This window comes from Megamonas sp. Calf98-2, assembly GCF_900110235.1.
Classification (GTDB): Bacteria; Bacillota; Negativicutes; order Selenomonadales; family Selenomonadaceae; genus Megamonas; species Megamonas funiformis.
In genome coordinates this window covers 47,974-66,382 of record NZ_FOCY01000002.1, presented here as the reverse complement: position 1 = coordinate 66,382, position 18,409 = coordinate 47,974, and the positions used below count along the sequence as shown (strand labels likewise).

The following is an 18,409-nucleotide window of genomic DNA, read 5'->3' as shown; positions in this document are numbered from 1 at the left end:
AAATATTAAAGGAGGATTTTTAATGAATGCTGTTATTTTATTATCAGGTGGATTAGATTCTACAACTTGTATGGCAGTGGCAAAACAACAAGGATATGATTTATATCCTATAAGTTTTAACTATCATCAACGTAATAAAATTGAATTAGAAGGTGCTAAGGAAATTGCTAAATTCTTTGGTGCTAAAAGACATTTAATTATTGATACAAATATGAATGCTATTGGCGGTTCAGCTCTAACTGATGAAAATATAAAAGTTCCAGAAGGTAATGTTGAGAGAAAAGATAATGATGTTCCAGTAACATATGTACCATCAAGAAATTTGATTTTCTTAAGCTATGCTTTAGGTTATGCTGAAGTAGTAAAAGCTGATGCTATCTTTATCGGTGTCAATGCAGTTGATTTTTCCGGATATCCTGATTGTAGACCAGAATTTATTCAAAAATTCCAGGATATGGCAGATTATGCTTGCAAAACTACAGCTGTTGACGGCAAAAAAATAAAGATTGTAACACCTCTACAATCTTTATCTAAAAAAGAAATTATTCAATTAGGTACAAAATTAGGAGCACCGTATCATTTAACTCGCAGTTGCTATAATGGTAGAGAAAAAGCTTGTGGTGTTTGTGATAGCTGTAAACTTCGTTTAAGAGGTTTTGCTGAAGCAGGAATAAAAGACCCTATAGCTTATGAAAAAAATTATAATGATGTAACTAAAAATCATATTGCTTATGAAAATGGAGAGTGAAAATTTGCAAGATGTACAAAATAGAGTAGATAAACGAGGCATTGCCATTCAACGAGTGGGTATTAGCGATGTTTATTTACCTTTACAAATAAAGCAAGAACAGCATAGCCAGCCAGTTATGGCTAGATTGAAATTTACTGTGGATTTGCCTATGGAATATAAAGGTACACATATGAGCCGTTTTCAAGAAATTTTGACAAAATGGCATACCAATCCTATTGGGCAAGCTGAAATAGGCAATATTTTAGATGAAGCTATCACTAAATTAAGTTCTAATTCAGCACATTTGTCCATGAGTTTTAAATATTTTATAGAAAAAACTGCTCCTGTTAGTGGCAAAAAATCTTTATTAGATTTAGATTGCAAAGTAAGTGCTGTAAAAACAGCTAGTAAAAACTCTATGCCATTTACACTAGCTATAAAAATACCAGTAACATCTCTTTGCCCATGCAGTAAAGAAATTTCAGCATATGGGGCACATAATCAACGCAGTATTATTTCTGTAAAAATAAATTATGATGGCAAAAAAACAGCTATAAATATAAAAGATATTGTAAGCTTGATAGAAGCACAAGCTTCTTGTCCATTATATCCATTATTAAAACGTGAAGATGAAAAATATGTAACAGAAAAAGCATATGAAAATCCGAAGTTTGTAGAAGACATTTTACGTGATTGTGTTTTAGCACTTAGAACATTAGATGATATTCATTATTTCTCTGTGGAATGTGAAAACTTTGAGTCCATTCATAATCATAATGCTTATGCTAGTCATGTAGAATATTTAAAATAAAAATTAAAGCTAAAGCCTAGATTATAGTTTTATAGTCTAGGCTATTTTTTTATAAAAGACATTTAGCAATGTTTATAATTTATGCAATCATGGTATTTTTGACTTTTAAAGTATATAATTTTCTCATAATTAATAATAAAACAAAAATTATGAGGTGAGTTTATGTTAAAGAATATATTGAAAGTAAATAGACCGGATTTTATTGAGTTGACTACAGAAACAAAAGCTGTAACTGCTAAATGGGAAAATGATGATTATAATTTAGATGATATAAATGTTAAGCTAAATCAGGATAATGAACATTTAGCTATTTTTCTTACTGCTCAAACTTCAAAAGTAAAATGGATAAAATTGAGATGGAATAATTTGAGTTGGGATAAAAATGTTCGCTTTTTAGGTGATGCATGGGAACGTGGATATGGTGATATGGAATGGAAAGGTATGAATCCTAATCGTTTTATGCCATGGTATTTCTGTGCTAAAAGTGAAGCAAAATCTATTTGTTATGGGGTAAAGGTAAGACCTTCAGCAATGTGTTTTTGGCAAGTGGATTCTTTAGGTATGACTTTATTTTTAGATGTTCGCTGTGGTGGTAGCGGTGTAAATCTAAAAGGTAGAGTGATTAAGCTTGCTGATGTTATAGCTTGTGAAATGCGTGATTGCACTAGTTTTGAAGCTATGCAAGAATTTTGCGGTCAGATGTGTGAAGACCCAATTTTGCCTAAATATCCTGTTTATGGTAGCAATAACTGGTATTATGCTTATGGCAAAAGTTCAGAAAGTGAAATTCTAGCTGATTGTGATTATATTTTAAATTTAACAAAAGATATAGAAAATAAACCATATATGGTTATTGATGATTGTTGGCAAGAACATCACCGTTTAAATGAATATAATGGTGGTCCATGGACAAAAGGAAATGAGAAATTCCCAGATATGAAAGCTTTAGCTGAGAAATTAGTGCAAAAAGGTGTGCGTCCAGGTATTTGGGTAAGATTATTATTAAATGAAGATGAAAATATAAAAAATGAGTGGAGATTATCACACAATAATTGTATTGACCCAACTAATCCAGAAGCACTCAATTATATTAAAGAAGATATCAAGAGAATTTGTAATTGGGGATATACTTTAATTAAACATGATTTTTCTACTTTTGATTTATTTGGCAAATGGGGCTTTCAAATGAGTCCACTTGTAACAGATGATGGTTGGCATTTTTATGATGATAGTTTGACAAGTGCTGAAGTAGTGAAATTATTATATAAAGCTATTTTAGATGCAAGTGTGGAAGCTTCAAACGGAGAGACTTTGATACTTGGCTGTAATACTATAGGTCATTTAGGTGCAGGTTATATGCATATCAATCGTACAGGTGATGATACAAGTGGAGTAGATTGGGAAAGAACTAGATTTATGGGTGTGAATACATTAGCTTTCCGTCTACCTCAGCATGGTAAATTTTATGAAATTGATGCTGATTGTGTAGGTATTGATGGCGGTATTTCATGGTCAATGAATAAACAATGGGCAGATGTATTAGCGCAAAGTGGAACACCTTTATTTATTTCTGTTAGACCAAATATTTTAGATGAAACAGAAAAACAAGAATTACATGAGATTTTAAAAGTAGCATCTAAGCAAGAACATCATGTAATTCCTGTTGATTGGGAAGAAACTACTTGCCCAGAGCATTGGCAGGATAAAGACCATGATATAGATTGTAAATATCAATGGTTTGAAGAAACTGGCTTGAAATTCAATCCAAATACAATACGTTATCAAACTTTTTTATCCATGACAGAATGATTTAATATTTTACTAAATCGTTTGGTTGGAGATAGTGTTGACGATATTCTCGTGGAGAGATATTCGTAACTTGTTTAAATGCACGTGAAAAAGCAAAAGCATTTTTATAGCCACATGATAAAGCTACGCTATAAATAGGGATTTTCGTTTTGCTTAAAAGTTCACGTGCATTTGCTATTTTAGCATTAGTTAAAAATTGCTGTGGCGAAGTATTTAATTCTTGTTTAAATAATGCATATAAATGACTTCTGCTGATATTGAGATATCTAGCGATATCATTTACACTTAGATTAGTAAAAGTATTTTTTTCGATATATTCAATTGCTTTGGTTACATAAAAACTATTATTTAATTCGATCTTGTTATAAACACTTTGTAAAGCCTCATGAAGTTTAGCAAAAATGAGATATAATTTACTTTGTAGATAACATTCATTTGCAGGTGTGAGTTGATGATAAGAGAGCATTTCTTTGATTATTTCATAGATGGTTTGATTGCAAGATAGATTGATGATGGGATTATCTGTATTTAAATTTGATTGTTTAAGTAAGTGGGGTACATAATCGCCATTGAAACAAATCCATGTATAAGTCCATGGGTTTGTAGGTTCTGCTTTATATAAAGTTACTGTTCCAGGTTCTGTGAGAAAACATTGATTTTCATTTAATTTATAATGTTTATTATTTAAATAATAATGACCTTGACCTTTCAAGATAAAATGAAGCATATAATAATTGCGAACAGCTGGTCCATAAGAATGTGTAGCACCACATTTTTCCCAGCCACAGGATACTAAATATAAATCTTTAGAACTAGTTTTATATTCCATAATTGCAACATCAGCCATAAGTACACCTCATTTTTAAAATATATTTATATTATTTATCCTAAAGTTAACGAGAGATGATGTCAATTAAAAGAATTGGGAAAATATTTTATTTAATTGGCTTTAATTATAATGAAAATAAGTGTAAGATTAATAATATGATTAATTTTTGTAAATAAAATATATAAGGGAGGACAATAATGTGATTGATTTGCATGTACATTCTACAATGTCTGATGGAACGTATACTCCTAGTCAATTGATAAAATTGGCTAAAGATAAAGGGTTAAAGGCTATAGCCTTGACTGACCATGATACTATATATGGTAATAAAGAAGCCTATGAGGCTGCTAAAAAATATGATATGGAATTTATTCATGGTATGGAACTTAGCTTGAATTATAATAATCATCAAATCCACGTAGTAGCTTTAGGTTTTGATGAAGAAAGTAAGGCTTTTAAAGATTTTTATCATGAATTAAGACAGAAAAAACAATCTTCTATAGTATCTGTTATTGATTATTTACAAAAACAAGGATTAGATATTTCAGTAGAAAAAGTAGAGCCTTTTATAGCTGGCGGTGCATTAGATAAATATGCTATTTTGCGATATTTAGTATCTGATAAATCGAAAGCCGGCGATATTCAGTATTTATGGGATAGATACATTGACCCTGCTTTTAATAATTTGAATTTGAAGATAACAGAAAATCCAAAGGCAGAAGATGCAATCCAAGCTATGAAAAAAGCTGGGGCTGTTACATCTTTAGCTCATTTTCATAAAAAGATAGGTTTTAAAAATTATACAAGAGAAGAACAAGAAGCAAATATAAAGTATTTACATGAAATTGGTTTAGATGGTATGGAAGCATATTATCCAAATTATAGTGAAGATGATGAAAAATTTGCTCATTATTTGATTGAAAAATATGGTTTAGTGCCAACTGGTGGTACTGATTTTCATGGTGCTAATCGACCATCTGTAGATTTAGGCAGTGGTACAAATAATAATTTAGATGTACCATATGAATTTTATCAAAATATTTGTAAGTTAATAAAGCGTTAGTTTTAATAGATATTTAAAATATAATTATTTGTGGATAATAATTAATATTAATAGTTGACAAAGAGAAGTATTAATTATATTATATAAATATAATATGAAATGAATTTAGTATATAAAAGCTAAGACAAATAAAATATATTGGAGGCTATTAATTATGAAAAAATGGGTTTGTACTGTATGCGGTTGGGTTTATGATGAAGAACTTGGAGATCAAGATTATGATTTAGCTCCTGGTGTAGCTTTTGAAGATTTACCAGAAGATTTTGTATGCCCATTATGCGGTGTTGGTAAAGACCAATTTGAAGAAGAAGCTTAATTAAATTTTATAAAATTAAGACATTAACGCAGTATTGCCAATTTTTAGTTGGTATACTGCGTTATTTAGTTTATCTAGTGAGGTGTAATTTTGTTTAAAAGAAAATATCATCATAATGCTTCATCAGAAGATTGTAATAAACTTTGTTGTACCAAAATAGAAAATTTTTCAGCTCATGCTGGAGATACAGAAATATTTACAGATGTGAATATGCATATTCATTGTGGACAATTAACAGCTTTAATCGGACCAAATGGAGCAGGAAAATCTACATTATTAAAATGTATTTTAGGGCAAGTACCTCATAGTGGGAAATTACATTATGTAGATGCTAAAGGAAAACATACAGGAAATCCCATTATAGGTTATGTACCACAGTATTTGCGTTTTGACCGTACTTCGCCTACTAGTGTAATGGATTTTTTTGCAGCATGTTTATCAAAATATCCTGTATGGCTTTGTAGTATGAAAAAATTAAGACCAAAAGTTTTGGAAAGTTTGTGTAGGGTAAAAGCTGAACATTTGATTGATAGAAGATTAGGAGCTTTATCTGGCGGTGAAATGCAACGTGTATTATTATCTCTAGCTTTAAATCCAATGCCTGATTTATTATTGTTAGATGAGCCAGTATCTGGGGTAGACCACAATGGTTTGAAATTATTCTATGAGATTGTATCTGAGCTTAGAGAAAAAGAAGATATGGCAATTGTTTTGATATCACATGACTTACCACTTGTAGCTCAATATGCTGACCAAGTTGTTTTGTTGAATAAAAAAGTGATTTGTAAAGGAACACCACAAGAAGTATTCAATCGTAAAGAAACAAAAGCGTTATTTGGTAATATTGTAGCTCCATTAGAAGAGGAGGCAGAATAATGTTAGATATTATTTATAATGGTTTAGATGTGATTTTGCCTTTTGCCTGGATAAATCATGTATTTATGAAAAATGCTTTTTTGGCAGTGTTGATGATTACACCACTTTTGGGAATTTTAAGCACTATGGTTGTCAGCAATCGCATGGCATTTTTTTCTGATTCATTAGGTCATGGAGCATTTACAGGTGTTGCTGTAGGTGTACTATTAGGCAGTGGTGAGCCACTTGTTTCGTTGATTATATTTTCGATAATTTTTGCGGCTCTAATCACATATATTAAACATCGCAGTAGTGCTTCAACAGATACAATTATTGGTGTATTTTCTTCGGCAGGTATAGCAATAGGTCTTATCTTGATGTCGCATGGCGGTAATTTTAGTAATTATACTTCATATTTTATTGGTGATATTTTAAGCATTACAGCTAATGAACTTGTATATTTATTCATAACTTTTATTGTCGTTGTGATTGCATGGTGTTTCTTGTTCAATAAGATTTTGATAATTAGTATAAATGATGGTTTTGCTGCTAGTAGAGGTATTAAGACTTTATATATTGAAATGATTTTTGCAGCTATTGTAGCTGTAGTTGTTTCTATAAGTATTCAATGGGTAGGATTGTTGATTATAAATTCATTGTTGATTTTGCCAGCGGCAGCGGCTAGAAATATAGCAGTTAATGCTAGACAATATCATGCTCTATCTATTTGTTTTGCTATTTGTGCAGGGCTTTTAGGTCTTGTGATTTCTTATTATGCTGATATTGCAACTGGGGCAACCATTGCTATTTTTGCGGCAATTATATTTTTCATTACATTATTTTTACGCCCATATTTTCAAAATTGATATATTTAGTTTGTAATTTTACTAGATTTAATATTTTTATTGTGATATACTTAGGTTTACAAGTTTACTTTAATGTATAAAAATGAGGTTTTTATGAAAATAACTAAAAAAATAAAAGATGAAATGTTGGAGATTTTAGAAACGACGTATAAAGATGCTAAGCCAGCTTTAATTTTTAATAATCCTTTTGAATTGTTGATTGCAGTTATATTGTCAGCACAATGTACGGATAAACGCGTGAATATAACTACAGCTCGTTTATTTGCTAAGGCAAATACTCCAGAAAAGATTTTGGAAATGGGTGTTACTGCTTTAGAAGAAGAAATACGTGATTGTGGATTATTTAGAAATAAGGCAAAGAATATAATAGCTACTTGTCATAAATTATGTAGTGATTATAATGGTGAAGTGCCTGAGCAATTCGAAGAATTATTAAAGTTGCCAGGTGTGGGAAGAAAAACGGCGAATGTTGTTTCAAGCATTGCGTTTAATCGTCCTGCTATAGCTGTGGATACACATGTATTTAGAGTATCCAATCGTTTGAAATTGGCTGTAGGTAATACACCTGATGAAGTGGAAAAAGGATTGCAAAAGGCAATACCGATGGAAAAATGGTCAGATGCACATCATTGGCTTATTTGGCATGGTCGTAAACTTTGTAGAGCAAGAAATCCTCTATGTGGTGATTGTCCACTTAAAGATATTTGCCCTTCTGCATTATTGCAAGCTTGATATAATTATATTGAGGAGATGTTTTAATGATTTATCGCAAGGCTACATTTAACGATGTTGAAGAAATATATAATTTAGTAAATTTATATGCTCAAGAAGGAGTAATGTTAGCACGTTCTCGAAATACTTTATATGAAACTTTGAGAGATATGTATGTTGCTGAAGAAGATGGTGAAATACTAGGTGTGGGAGGTCTGCATATAGTTTGGGATGAATTGGCAGAAGTTCGCACTTTAGCAGTAGCTAAAAAAGCTTTACGTCGTCATATTGGTGCAAATATCGTGGAACATCTCATTGAAGAAGGAAAAGCTTTAGGTATAAGAAAAGTTTTCACATTGACATATCAAGATAAATTTTTTGGCAGTTTAGGATTTAAAGTGGTAACAAAAGATGATTTGCCACAAAAAGTTTGGAAGGATTGTATAGATTGTCCCAAATTCCCAAATTGCGACGAAATCGCCATGGAGATGTATATTTGATAGATTAAATAAAAGCTGGCTATTGAGTCAGCTTTATTTTTTTGTCTTTATAAAAATCAAGGTTTAAGCTAAAATTGAATTATAAATTATGGATATTTGAAATTGATACATAATATAAATTTAAGATATAAATTTTTCGGTGATTTTTATATAGGAGATGATTTTTTGCAAGCAGGAGAAACAACTTTAAATAAATTATTAAATACATCTCGTCAGTTTATAGTACCTATCTTTCAAAGAAATTATAGTTGGCAAAAAAGCCAATATGAACAATTGTGGTTTGATATTTTACGTGCTAGTAAATTTAAAGAAAAACAAAATCATTTTATTGGCTCTATTGTATATATTGATATGGGGACACCAGCGGGACGACCTCAACAATTATTATTGATTGATGGTCAACAACGTTTGACGACAATTTCTATTTTATTATGTGCAATAAAAGATTATGTGCAGAAATTTAATTTAGAAACTAAACTCATCAATTTAGCAAAGATAAAAAATCAATTTTTATATAATAGCGATGAAATAGATGAAGACAAATACAAATTATTATTGAATGTACAAGATAAGGAAACGTATATAAAATTAATAGATAATACGATATTTACAGTGAATAAGCCTGCTACAAATATCATTAAATGTTATGAATTTTTTTATGAACATATAGAAGATTTTATAAAACAAGATGGGCAAATTGATGAAATTTATGCAGGTATTTTTAAATTGAGTTTAGTGTCAATATCTTTGGATAAAGATAGCGACAATCCTCAAATGATTTTTGAAAGTATGAATTCCACAGGTAAAGATTTATCGCAGACGGATTTGTTGCGCAATTATTTATTGATGGATTTGACTCCAGAAAAGCAAACTAGATTGTATAAAACATATTGGAAACCTATGGAAGAATTATTTGGTGAAGATATTTATAAAAATGATGTAAATAAATTTGATTATTTTATACGTGATTTTTTAATTTTAAAGAGTGATACAGGTCATATTTGCAAGATAAATAATGTATATGAGAATTTTAAGCGTTATTATTTAGATAATAATTGTGAGAAATTCGCAGTTTTGAAGGATTTATTTACTTATGCCAAATATTATGCTTGCATTGATTTATTGCAAGAAAATGATAATGAGCTTAAACTATATTGGCAAGAATTTAAGAAACTAGATAATCATGTAGTATATCCATTTTTATTGAAATTGTATGATGATTATAGTCGTCAGATATTGATTAAAGAAGATTTTAAAAAGATTTTGCAAGTAGTGATAAGTTATTTATGGCGTAGAGCTATTTGTGAAATACCGACAAATTCACTTAGCAAAACTTTTGCCACTTTATATCAAGCTGTGGATAAAGAAGATTATGTAAATAGTATTATCAAGGCTTTTGTATTTAAATCAAGTTATAAACGATTTCCATCTGATTATGAAGTTCGAGAAAAATTGCAAACGAAGGATATATATCATTTTCGCTTGCGTAAATATTTATTAGAAGCGTTAGAAAATTATTATCATAAAGAGCCCATTGATTTAAATACAGCAAATTACACAATAGAACATATTATGCCTCAAAATATAGAACATAATCTGTCATGGCAACAAATGTTAGGCGAAGATTGGCAAGAGGTGCATAGCTTGTATTTGCATAGCTTGGGCAATTTGACGATAACGGGATATAATGCAGAAATGAGCAATAAATCTTTTGGGGAAAAAGTAAATGGTGAAAGTGGATTTAAGCATAGTCATTTAAAATTAAATGAAAGCATTGCTCAATGTGATGTATGGAATAAAAAAGCTATTCAACGAAGAACAAATATATTGACGGATATAATTTTAAAAATATGGAAATATCCAGAGTTTTGAAGTATTGTTAAGATAAATATTGATTTAAATAAATTAATGAGGTGATTTTATGAAATATTGTCCATACTGTAATCAAATGGTTTCTCCAGTGAAAAGACCATCATGGTTTTTATTTATATTTTTATCAGTAATTACTGGTGGCAGTTGGATTTTTATCTATGCTATATATTATTTTTTGTTTAAAAAAGAACAATGCCCTATTTGTGGTGGAAAAGATTTAAGGAAGAGATAGAATATATAAGCCCTAGAAACTTTTATTTATTAGATTTTGGGGCTTATTATTTTTAGAAGGTGAAATGATGCATGACATATGGAATCCATGGCATGGCTGTCTTAAATATAGTGAAGGCTGTAAAAATTGTTATATGTATTATCTAGATAAGATAAGAGGTAATAGTGGAGCCTACATCTATAAAGTAAAGGCAAATTTTTATTATCCATTAGCTAAAAATAGACAAGGCGAATATAAGATAAAAAGTGGTGAACAAATAAGGGTTTGTATGACATCAGATTTTTTCTTAAAAGAAGCTGATGAGTGGCGAGAAGAAGCATGGAGAATAATAAAAGCTAGAAGTGATGTTATATTTATATTGATAACAAAAAGAGCAGAAAGAATAAGAGCATGTTTACCTAAAAATTGGGGCGATGGTTGGGAAAATGTGTTTTTGCATGTAACTTGTGAAAATCAAAAGCGTGCAGATGAGAGGATACCTATATTATTGAATTTGCCATTTAAACATAAAGGGATAATTGTTGCTCCATTTTTGGAAAATGTAAGTATAGAAAAATATTTAAAAGATGGAGAAATTGAACAGGTAATTTGTGGCGGAGAAAATTATAATGGTGCTAGAGTTTGTAATTTCGATTGGGTGAAAAACTTGCGACAAGAATGTGTAAAAGCAAATATTACATTTTGTTTTATAGAAACAGGAACAGTTTTTATGAAGGATAAAAAAATATACAATTTGCCTTCAAAGGAATTACAAAGTAAGATGGCTTTTAAATCTAAAATGAATTATCAAGGTAAAGAAATAGTATTTAAATTATATGACCAATTTGGGAGATTATTAGACAAGGAAAAGCTGTATAAAAGAAGTTTCAAACTAAAATGTAATGAATGTGCTAGTAAACTTATCTGTAATGGTTGTAGTGAGTGCAAGCAAGATTGTAAATAAAAAACCTAATCTCTAGAATAATTAGAGATTAGGTTTTAAATTAATGACTTTTTTCGTATTCAGTTAAAACTTGTTCAAGAATTTCAGCTGTAGCTTTTACTGTATTTAAACAATGTACTTCTTGAGAATAATGTTTTGCTTTAATTTGACAGCAAAGTCTTGAAGAAAAATGATTTTGAAATGCTCTAACTAAGTTTAACATTATAGGCTTTAAGTGAGTAGTTTCATGAGCTCTTGTTTCAATATATTTACTTGAGATAACACATGCTGAACCACTTAAAGCTCCACATACATCACCAACATGAAAACCACCGCCAAATGCGCCTGTCATCTTTAGAGCATTTTCATCAAGATTTAAACTATAATATTCATTGCCTGCACGAATAAGACTTTCTGCACAATTATAACCTTGTATGTAATATTTTTCTGCTATGTCTTTTAACATAATATGATTTTTTCTCCTTTATTAAAGATATATAATACTATATTATAACATATATTTTTAAATACTAGCAAAATAGTATATAATAGGCATATAAAATGAAGTGAGGTCGTAAAATGGATAGAATAATTGAAATTTGTTGTGGCAGTTATGAAGATGCCATAAATGCTTATAGAGGTGGAGCAAAAAGAATAGAATTAAATTCAGCTTTGTATTTAGGAGGACTTACGCCAAGTATAGCTACTTTAGAATTGATTAAAAGAAATACAGATTTAGAAGTTATTTGTATGGTAAGGCCAAGAGGTGCTGGTTTTTGCTATAGTGATTTAGAAAAAAAACAGATTTTTGCCGAAGCAGAAGCTTTATTAGAGCGTGGTGCTGATGGATTAGCTTTTGGCTTTTTAACTGAAGATAGAACAATTGATTTAGAATGTACACAAAAAATGGTAAATATAGTACATTCCTATGAGAAGACAGCAGTATTTCATAGAGCCTTTGATTGTGTAAAAGATGAAAAAACAGCGATAAATGAATTAATAAAATTAAACGTAAATAGAGTATTAACTAGTGGATTGAAAGCAACAGCTATAGAAGGCAAAGAACTGATTAGAAGTTTACAAGAAACAGTAGGAGCAAAAATAGAGATTTTAGCAGGTAGTGGTATTAATAAAGATAATGCAAAAGATTTAATAGAATATACAAAAATAAAGCAGATACATTCATCTTGTAGGGCATGGCAAGAAGATAAAACGACTTTTGGTGATTTTGTGAATTATGCATTTGCTCAAGGTGAAAATAAAGCTTGTTATGATTATGTAGATGAAAATTTAGTGAAAAATTTAATTAAAGCTGTTAATGAATAATTTTTTTAAGTTAGGAGAATGATTTTGCAGTTAAAATGGGAGAGTTTTAATTATAATTTGAAGAGAGATTTCAAATTATTTATTTTTGTTTGGTTATATTTAAATTTATTACGTGTAATTTCATTGATAACGATGAAAAGTTATGCTGGTGATATAAATTTAAATGATATTTTGTTGACTATCTATTATGGGGCAAGAATTAGCTTAAAAACGGCAGGCGTACTTATGCTATTTACATTTATTTTTGTTACATTAATAGGTTGGTTGATAAATAAGCATTTAGATAAATTGAGATTAGGATTATCAGCAGTATTTTTATTTATATTGAATTTTTTATTTGTAGCAAAATATTTTTATTATAGGGAATTTCATACTAATTTTAATGAAATGGTATTTAATGCTGTAAATGATGATGTAAAAGCTTTATTTTATACAATGATAGAGCAGTATTATTTATTGGAAGGTACAGTAATCATTATTTTATTTACAGCTATGGTTGTATATATATTGAAAAAGTATCTTGCTTGGCAGTGGATAAAAAAATCTTTTAAATTTGAAAAAAGTTTTGTATTTAAAATATCAGCGATAGTATTTACCTTAGTTTTTGCTTTATTTGTACGCTTTGGTGCTAGTTTTTCTTATGCAAAATCTATTCATTGGGAAAACTGTGCAAAGACAAAGGATACTTTTCTTAATGAGATAATTTTAGATGATATGCAGGCTATCTATCGAGGATATTCTATAAAAAAACGTATTGATAATGGCATGATTTATGGCGTGCATAAGGAAAATATTGCTCAGAATTTAGAGTTTTTAGCGAAAAATAGTGATGCTTATCGTCTGCAAAAACAAGACTTAAGTCAAATTGATAGTAATTTAGTATATCAAGCTCATGGTAATATAATTGATAAGAAACAGCATATATTTATTATAATCGGTGAAAGTTTTGCTCAATGGCCATTATTAGATGAATATGCAAATCTGCAATTAGGCGAAAATGTGCGAGCTATTATGCAAAAAGATAATGCAACATATACACATAATTTTATGCCTAATGGTGCATTTACACCTATGGCAGTAAATGCTATTATTTGTGGTTTATCTGATGTAAATATATATCCTAATCATCAATATGAATCATATAAGCAGGTATATGCTACATCTTTCGCACCACAGATAAAAAAATTAGGATATAAAACACAGTTTTGGTATGCTGGTTTTAGTGGTTGGGAAAGAATAAAAGATTTTGCTTTGGCACAAGGATTTGATGAATTCCATTGTGCTTCAGATTATCAATATCCATCAGGTAATGTATGGGGTTGTGATGACGAATTTATTTTTGATAAGTTAAAGCAAGAAGTAGCTCAAAATGATGAACCTACAGTATATGTGATTTTATCTGTATCAAATCATGCGCCTTATAGCGTAGATTTAGCAAAAGCAGGTTTTCCAAAAGAAGAAGTGCGAGCTAAATTACCTGCAGATGTACAAAATAATGAAGATTTATTGAATAAATTAGGTCATTATTGGTATACAGATAAAGTGATTGGCAATTTTGTTGAAGATATTGAAACAACATATCCTAAAGAAAATCTATTTGTGATTACTGGTGACCATGCTGATAGAACAAATATAGAAGCAAAACCAACATTATTTAATAGATATACTGTACCATGTATCATTTATGGTGATGGTATTACAAAGAATATATTATCAGATGAAGTGGCTGGCGGTCATATTAATATTGGGGCAACTATATTTGAATTGATAGCGCCACAAGGTTTTGAATACTATAGTTTAGGTAAATCATTAACAAGAGGAGCAAATGTAGGCTTTAATGATAGTGTTTGGCTTAATACTGTAGATATAGGTAAATTAGATGGAAATGAACCAATAGAAGTAGAAAAAACTTTAGAAGCATATAGAACAATTTCATGGTGGAGAAGTATAAAAGGTAATTTAATTCCATAAAAAATAGCCATTTTCCAAATTTCTAAATGAGAGATAAGGGAAATGGCTATTTTTATTCAATGAGAAGACCTTTATTTTTATATTTTTCTTTTAATATTGGTGAAATATTATCATCTGTTAATAATAAATCAACATTATCTAAATTTAATACTTTTTGTTTTGAACGTTTGCCAATCTTACTAGAATCCATTATGGCAATTACTTTTTCTGAACGTTGAGATAATAATTTAATAATACCTATTTCAGACATGCGAAAATCGGTGAAGCCATCTTTATAATTTATAGCATTAATAGATAAAAAGGCAATATCAGGAAAATATTGACCAAATTCTTGTTCGCAAGTAGTACCATAAGTTGATTTTTCTTGAGAATCAATAATTCCGCCAATAGAAACAATTTTTATTGCTGGATTTTGAATTAAAATATTAATGGCTGCTAAATTATTAGTAATGACAGTGATATTATCTTTTTTAAAAACTAATTCTTGGGCTAATATAGTATTAGTTGTTCCGGAATTTAAAGCAATGATTGCATTGGGTTTAATATAAGCTAATGCTTTTCTTGCAGCTTCTCGCTTTAATTTTATATTGAGAACTTCCCTACCGGTAAAATTGGATAAAGACGGCAATGAATCAGGTAAACAAGCACCGCCACGTATACATTTTATTAGACCACTTTGTTCCATAGTTTTTAAATCACGGCGAACAGTATCAACAGAAACATTTAATAAATCTTTTAAATCATTGATTTTTACAATAGCTTGTAATTGTACTTGTTGCAAGATTAATTCTACACGTTCATTATAAAGCATGAAATAATCACCACTTAAGATAAAATAAGATTTTGCTCAAATAAATATAAATAAATTATTTTAAAGTACGTTGTTTTAAGACTTCATAAGCTAAGATAGCAGCAGCATTGGAAGCATTTAAAGAGTTTACTTTGCCACGCATTGGGATTTTGACGATGAAATCGCAAGCATTTTTTGTAAGACGGCTAACACCACGACCTTCACTGCCAATAACTAAAACGAGAGGGCCTGTCATATTAGCATCATAATAATTTTCTGTACCGTCCATATCTGCTCCAGCTACCCAAAGACCTTTTTGTTTTAATTCTTCTAAAGTTTGTACTACATTACCAATGCGAGCTACAGGAACATATTCTAAAGCTCCAGCAGAAGTTTTAGCTACGATAGAAGATAATGGGCAACTGCGATGTTTAGGAATTAAAATACCATGAGCACCAACAGCGTCAGCAGTACGTAAGATTGCACCGAGATTGTGAGGGTCTTCTAATTCATCTAATAAGATGATGAATGGATCTTCATTGCGTTCTTTAGCAAGATTTAAAATATCGTCAAGTTCTACATAATCAACGGGAGCTGCATAAGCTGCAATACCTTGATGACGTTGACCGCCACAGATTTGGTCAAGTTTTTCAGTATTTACATTTTGTACAATGATACGGCGTTCTCTAGCAAGTGTCATGATTTCAGGCATAGAACCACCATGTGCGCTATCTGCAATTAAGATGCGATTGATAGAACGACCACTTTTTAAAGCTTCGCGAACAGCATTGCGACCAAGTAAGATATCTTCACTGATTTCTACTTTTTTAGGTTTAATTTGTTTTGTATCATTTATTTTTTTCTTCGGACGAGGACTTACTACAAATTTATTTTTTTTATCTTTTTTAGGTTTATTTTTTGTTGGACGCATGATAATCTCCTTTTTATTAATATTTTATAAATTATTCTTCACGTAATTTAAGCATTTCTTTAAATTTACCACAAGTCATAGCACCTTCAGGGCAACGACCAGTGCGAACACAAGTTGCACCTGCATTTTTGAATAAAAGTGGAGCTACTTTTTTAACTTCAGCAAGCATTAAATATGCCATTTGACGAATTTCCCATTGAGCACGATTACAGCAACGAAGAGAGAAGAAATTGAGAAGAGAACGAGCATTAAATGTTGCTAAAACTTTTGTTTCTGTAGCATTAGCTAAAACATAACGAGCATCTTCTTTAGGAACATCCATAGCTACTAATTCATCATAAGTTTGGCGAATTGTATGCATTAGATTTTCAAATTTTGCCTTAGCTTCATCATTTTCAGCGATTGATGGCGGTAAAATATATTCAAAATCATGTTCACTTACATAACGCTGAGATTGTTGAGAATAAGAAGCAATACGATGGCGCACTAATTGATGAGTGAGCACGCGAGAAATACCTTCAATAGCAAATGTAAAAGTAACATGTTCCATAGTGGAAGCATGACCCATGCTGATAATTTTTTCTACAAGTTTAGTAACTTGTTCATCAGTCATTTTTTCGGATAATTCCTCTGCACCAGCAGGAGAATAACAAAGACGAGCTGCCATAGCTACAGTACGCTCTGGTTCAGCAGTATATTTCATAAGTTTAACTTTAATCAAAGTAAAGCACTCTCCTAATATAAATTAAGTAAATTAATTATAACTAGTTTTAAAAATTTTCACAAGTAAAATGCAGTAAAAAAAGAGCAATACTAATAATTTACATTTAACAATTAGTATTGCTCTTTGAGTATAGAATTAAATTCCGTTTAAATAATCTGTTACAGATTTAATAGCATTGGCACCATCAGAAGCAGCAGTTAAAACTTGACGTAAATCTTTTGTACGTAAATCACCAGCCACAAAAAATCCTTTAGCATTTGTTTTACCTGTTTCATCAGCAATGACATAACCAGCATCATCAGTATTGACAAAATCAGGTACTAATTGATTATTAGGTATCATGCCCACTGCTACGAAAATTCCATCTACAGGAATATCTACAATTTCGCCAGTCTTTTTATATTCGATTTCAATAGCAGAAACTTTTTTATCCCCTTTGATAGATTTTGGCAAAGCAGATTTTACAAATTCTACATTTGGCATAGCAAAAATTTTCTCTTGGGAATGTTTATCTCCACGCAATTCATCACGACGATGGATTAAATAAACTTTTTCACAGATTTTGGCAAGGAATAAAACATCTTCAAGAGCAGTATTTCCGCCACCGATAACAGCAGTTGTTTTATTGCGATAAAAAGCACCATCACAAGTAGCACAATAATAAACACCACGACTTAAATATTGTTGTTCTCCAGGAACATTCAAAGTGCGAGGATTAGCACCAGTAGCCAAAACGACAGATTTAGTTAAAATAGGTTCTTGACCTTCGATTTCTACAGTATATGAATTATCCTCATTTTGTTTAATAGCAGTTACAGTTGCTTCTTTAATTTCAGCACCTAATTTTTCAGCATGTTCTTGAAGTGCCATAGAAAAAGAAGCCCCATCAATATTAGGCATACCAGGATAATTATCTAAATCATTAGTAGTAACAATCTGACCACCACTATAACCAGCCTTTTCCAAAACAACATAATTCAAAGCCGCACGAGAAGCATATATAGCAGCAGCAAGACCAGCAGGACCACTGCCAATAATAACAGTATCTAACATAAAATCACCTACAATACAAAATCAATATTTCTTATAAAATAATAATTATTATCCATTAATTAAATTATAATATAAAAAACAACAAAATGTCTACAAAA

At 30.3% G+C, this 18,409-nt stretch carries 20 protein-coding genes; 14 read left to right on the top strand and 6 right to left on the bottom strand.

Going from position 1 to position 18,409, the window contains the following annotated elements; translation table 11 throughout:
- Positions 1–22 precede the first annotated feature (22 nt).
- From queC to BMX03_RS00970, 3 genes are all read left to right on the top strand, one after another.
- Positions 23–748, top strand: coding sequence for a 7-cyano-7-deazaguanine synthase QueC (queC, locus tag BMX03_RS00980; RefSeq protein WP_022227878.1), 726 nt, complete (start codon positions 23–25; stop codon positions 746–748).
- A gap of 4 nt (positions 749–752) precedes the next feature.
- Entirely contained in the window at positions 753–1,541 is a 789-nt protein-coding gene (folE2, locus tag BMX03_RS00975; RefSeq protein WP_008538116.1) for a GTP cyclohydrolase FolE2, read from the top strand.
- Positions 1,542–1,703: 162 nt separating this feature from the next.
- Entirely contained in the window at positions 1,704–3,350 is a 1,647-nt protein-coding gene (locus BMX03_RS00970) for a glycoside hydrolase family 36 protein (protein WP_091693256.1), read from the top strand.
- Between the two features lies 1 nt (position 3,351).
- Here BMX03_RS00970 and BMX03_RS00965 read toward each other — a convergent pair whose 3' ends face one another.
- Complete coding sequence (locus BMX03_RS00965; protein ID WP_015562384.1) at positions 3,352–4,197, bottom strand: AraC family transcriptional regulator; 846 nt, start codon at positions 4,195–4,197, stop codon at positions 3,352–3,354.
- A 181-nt stretch (positions 4,198–4,378) separates the two neighbouring features.
- Here BMX03_RS00965 and BMX03_RS00960 point away from each other — a divergent pair, with 181 nt between their 5' ends.
- From BMX03_RS00960 to BMX03_RS00920, 9 genes are all read left to right on the top strand, one after another.
- Positions 4,379–5,242: a PHP domain-containing protein gene (locus tag BMX03_RS00960; RefSeq protein WP_022227876.1), complete on the top strand. Its 864-nt coding sequence runs from the start codon at positions 4,379–4,381 to the stop codon at positions 5,240–5,242.
- Between the two features lie 154 nt (positions 5,243–5,396).
- Positions 5,397–5,558, top strand: coding sequence for a rubredoxin (gene rd, locus BMX03_RS00955; RefSeq protein WP_008538112.1), 162 nt, complete (start codon positions 5,397–5,399; stop codon positions 5,556–5,558).
- 90 nt (positions 5,559–5,648) lie between these two features.
- Positions 5,649–6,434 (top strand): metal ABC transporter ATP-binding protein, encoded by a 786-nt coding sequence (locus tag BMX03_RS00950; protein WP_022227875.1) that lies wholly within the window; start codon positions 5,649–5,651, stop codon positions 6,432–6,434.
- A complete protein-coding gene (locus BMX03_RS00945; protein ID WP_091693253.1) occupies positions 6,434–7,279 on the top strand; it encodes a metal ABC transporter permease in 846 nt (281 codons plus the stop codon). The genes BMX03_RS00950 and BMX03_RS00945 overlap by 1 nt, the downstream gene beginning before the upstream one ends.
- A gap of 93 nt (positions 7,280–7,372) precedes the next feature.
- Positions 7,373–8,011, top strand: a complete 639-nt coding sequence (nth, locus tag BMX03_RS00940; RefSeq protein WP_008538108.1) for an endonuclease III — start codon at positions 7,373–7,375, stop codon at positions 8,009–8,011.
- Positions 8,012–8,037: 26 nt separating this feature from the next.
- Complete coding sequence (locus tag BMX03_RS00935; protein ID WP_018999012.1) at positions 8,038–8,490, top strand: N-acetyltransferase; 453 nt, start codon at positions 8,038–8,040, stop codon at positions 8,488–8,490.
- A gap of 165 nt (positions 8,491–8,655) precedes the next feature.
- Positions 8,656–10,362 (top strand): DUF262 domain-containing protein, encoded by a 1,707-nt coding sequence (locus BMX03_RS00930; RefSeq protein WP_255361382.1) that lies wholly within the window; start codon positions 8,656–8,658, stop codon positions 10,360–10,362.
- 49 nt (positions 10,363–10,411) lie between these two features.
- Positions 10,412–10,594 carry a hypothetical protein gene (locus tag BMX03_RS00925; protein WP_018999014.1) on the top strand — a complete coding sequence of 61 codons (183 nt, stop codon included), beginning with the start codon at positions 10,412–10,414 and terminating at the stop codon, positions 10,592–10,594.
- A 67-nt stretch (positions 10,595–10,661) separates the two neighbouring features.
- Positions 10,662–11,537, top strand: coding sequence for a DUF5131 family protein (locus BMX03_RS00920; protein WP_022227872.1), 876 nt, complete (start codon positions 10,662–10,664; stop codon positions 11,535–11,537).
- Positions 11,538–11,577: 40 nt separating this feature from the next.
- Here BMX03_RS00920 and BMX03_RS00915 read toward each other — a convergent pair whose 3' ends face one another.
- The gene (locus BMX03_RS00915; RefSeq protein ID WP_091693248.1) at positions 11,578–11,982 is read right to left on the bottom strand and encodes a C-GCAxxG-C-C family protein; all 405 of its coding nucleotides are present in this window, start codon (positions 11,980–11,982) and stop codon (positions 11,578–11,580) included.
- Between the two features lie 113 nt (positions 11,983–12,095).
- Here BMX03_RS00915 and BMX03_RS00910 point away from each other — a divergent pair, with 113 nt between their 5' ends.
- On the top strand, positions 12,096–12,842 hold the full coding sequence (locus BMX03_RS00910; RefSeq protein WP_022227871.1) for a copper homeostasis protein CutC: 747 nt from the start codon (positions 12,096–12,098) through the stop codon (positions 12,840–12,842).
- A 24-nt stretch (positions 12,843–12,866) separates the two neighbouring features.
- Positions 12,867–14,813, top strand: coding sequence for an LTA synthase family protein (locus tag BMX03_RS00905; protein WP_091693246.1), 1,947 nt, complete (start codon positions 12,867–12,869; stop codon positions 14,811–14,813).
- Between the two features lie 52 nt (positions 14,814–14,865).
- Here the strand turns inward: BMX03_RS00905 and BMX03_RS00900 are convergent, their stop codons facing one another.
- The 4 genes from BMX03_RS00900 to BMX03_RS00885 all read right to left on the bottom strand — a co-directional run bounded on the left by BMX03_RS00900 (position 14,866) and on the right by BMX03_RS00885 (position 18,311).
- Positions 14,866–15,624 carry a DeoR/GlpR family DNA-binding transcription regulator gene (locus BMX03_RS00900; protein WP_022227658.1) on the bottom strand — a complete coding sequence of 253 codons (759 nt, stop codon included), beginning with the start codon at positions 15,622–15,624 and terminating at the stop codon, positions 14,866–14,868.
- A gap of 55 nt (positions 15,625–15,679) precedes the next feature.
- Positions 15,680–16,534, bottom strand: coding sequence for a 23S rRNA (guanosine(2251)-2'-O)-methyltransferase RlmB (gene rlmB / locus BMX03_RS00895; protein WP_008538099.1), 855 nt, complete (start codon positions 16,532–16,534; stop codon positions 15,680–15,682).
- A gap of 31 nt (positions 16,535–16,565) precedes the next feature.
- A complete protein-coding gene (gene thyX, locus BMX03_RS00890; RefSeq protein WP_026296914.1) occupies positions 16,566–17,252 on the bottom strand; it encodes an FAD-dependent thymidylate synthase in 687 nt (228 codons plus the stop codon).
- 141 nt (positions 17,253–17,393) lie between these two features.
- Positions 17,394–18,311, bottom strand: a complete 918-nt coding sequence (locus BMX03_RS00885; protein WP_075554551.1) for an NAD(P)/FAD-dependent oxidoreductase — start codon at positions 18,309–18,311, stop codon at positions 17,394–17,396.
- Positions 18,312–18,409 lie beyond the last annotated feature (98 nt).

Coding starts and splice junctions, on each gene's coding strand:
- nth (WP_008538108.1), top strand. CDS start 7,373: ATGAAAATAACTAAAAAAATAAAAGATGAAATGTTGGAGATTTTAGAA.
- BMX03_RS00935 (WP_018999012.1), top strand. CDS start 8,038: ATGATTTATCGCAAGGCTACATTTAACGATGTTGAAGAAATATATAAT.
- rd (WP_008538112.1), top strand. CDS start 5,397: ATGAAAAAATGGGTTTGTACTGTATGCGGTTGGGTTTATGATGAAGAA.
- BMX03_RS00885 (WP_075554551.1), bottom strand. CDS start 18,311: ATGTTAGATACTGTTATTATTGGCAGTGGTCCTGCTGGTCTTGCTGCT.
- BMX03_RS00925 (WP_018999014.1), top strand. CDS start 10,412: ATGAAATATTGTCCATACTGTAATCAAATGGTTTCTCCAGTGAAAAGA.
- BMX03_RS00920 (WP_022227872.1), top strand. CDS start 10,662: ATGCATGACATATGGAATCCATGGCATGGCTGTCTTAAATATAGTGAA.
- BMX03_RS00915 (WP_091693248.1), bottom strand. CDS start 11,982: ATGTTAAAAGACATAGCAGAAAAATATTACATACAAGGTTATAATTGT.
- BMX03_RS00945 (WP_091693253.1), top strand. CDS start 6,434: ATGTTAGATATTATTTATAATGGTTTAGATGTGATTTTGCCTTTTGCC.
- BMX03_RS00970 (WP_091693256.1), top strand. CDS start 1,704: ATGTTAAAGAATATATTGAAAGTAAATAGACCGGATTTTATTGAGTTG.
- queC (WP_022227878.1), top strand. CDS start 23: ATGAATGCTGTTATTTTATTATCAGGTGGATTAGATTCTACAACTTGT.
- BMX03_RS00900 (WP_022227658.1), bottom strand. CDS start 15,624: ATGCTTTATAATGAACGTGTAGAATTAATCTTGCAACAAGTACAATTA.
- BMX03_RS00910 (WP_022227871.1), top strand. CDS start 12,096: ATGGATAGAATAATTGAAATTTGTTGTGGCAGTTATGAAGATGCCATA.
- BMX03_RS00965 (WP_015562384.1), bottom strand. CDS start 4,197: ATGGCTGATGTTGCAATTATGGAATATAAAACTAGTTCTAAAGATTTA.
- rlmB (WP_008538099.1), bottom strand. CDS start 16,534: ATGCGTCCAACAAAAAATAAACCTAAAAAAGATAAAAAAAATAAATTT.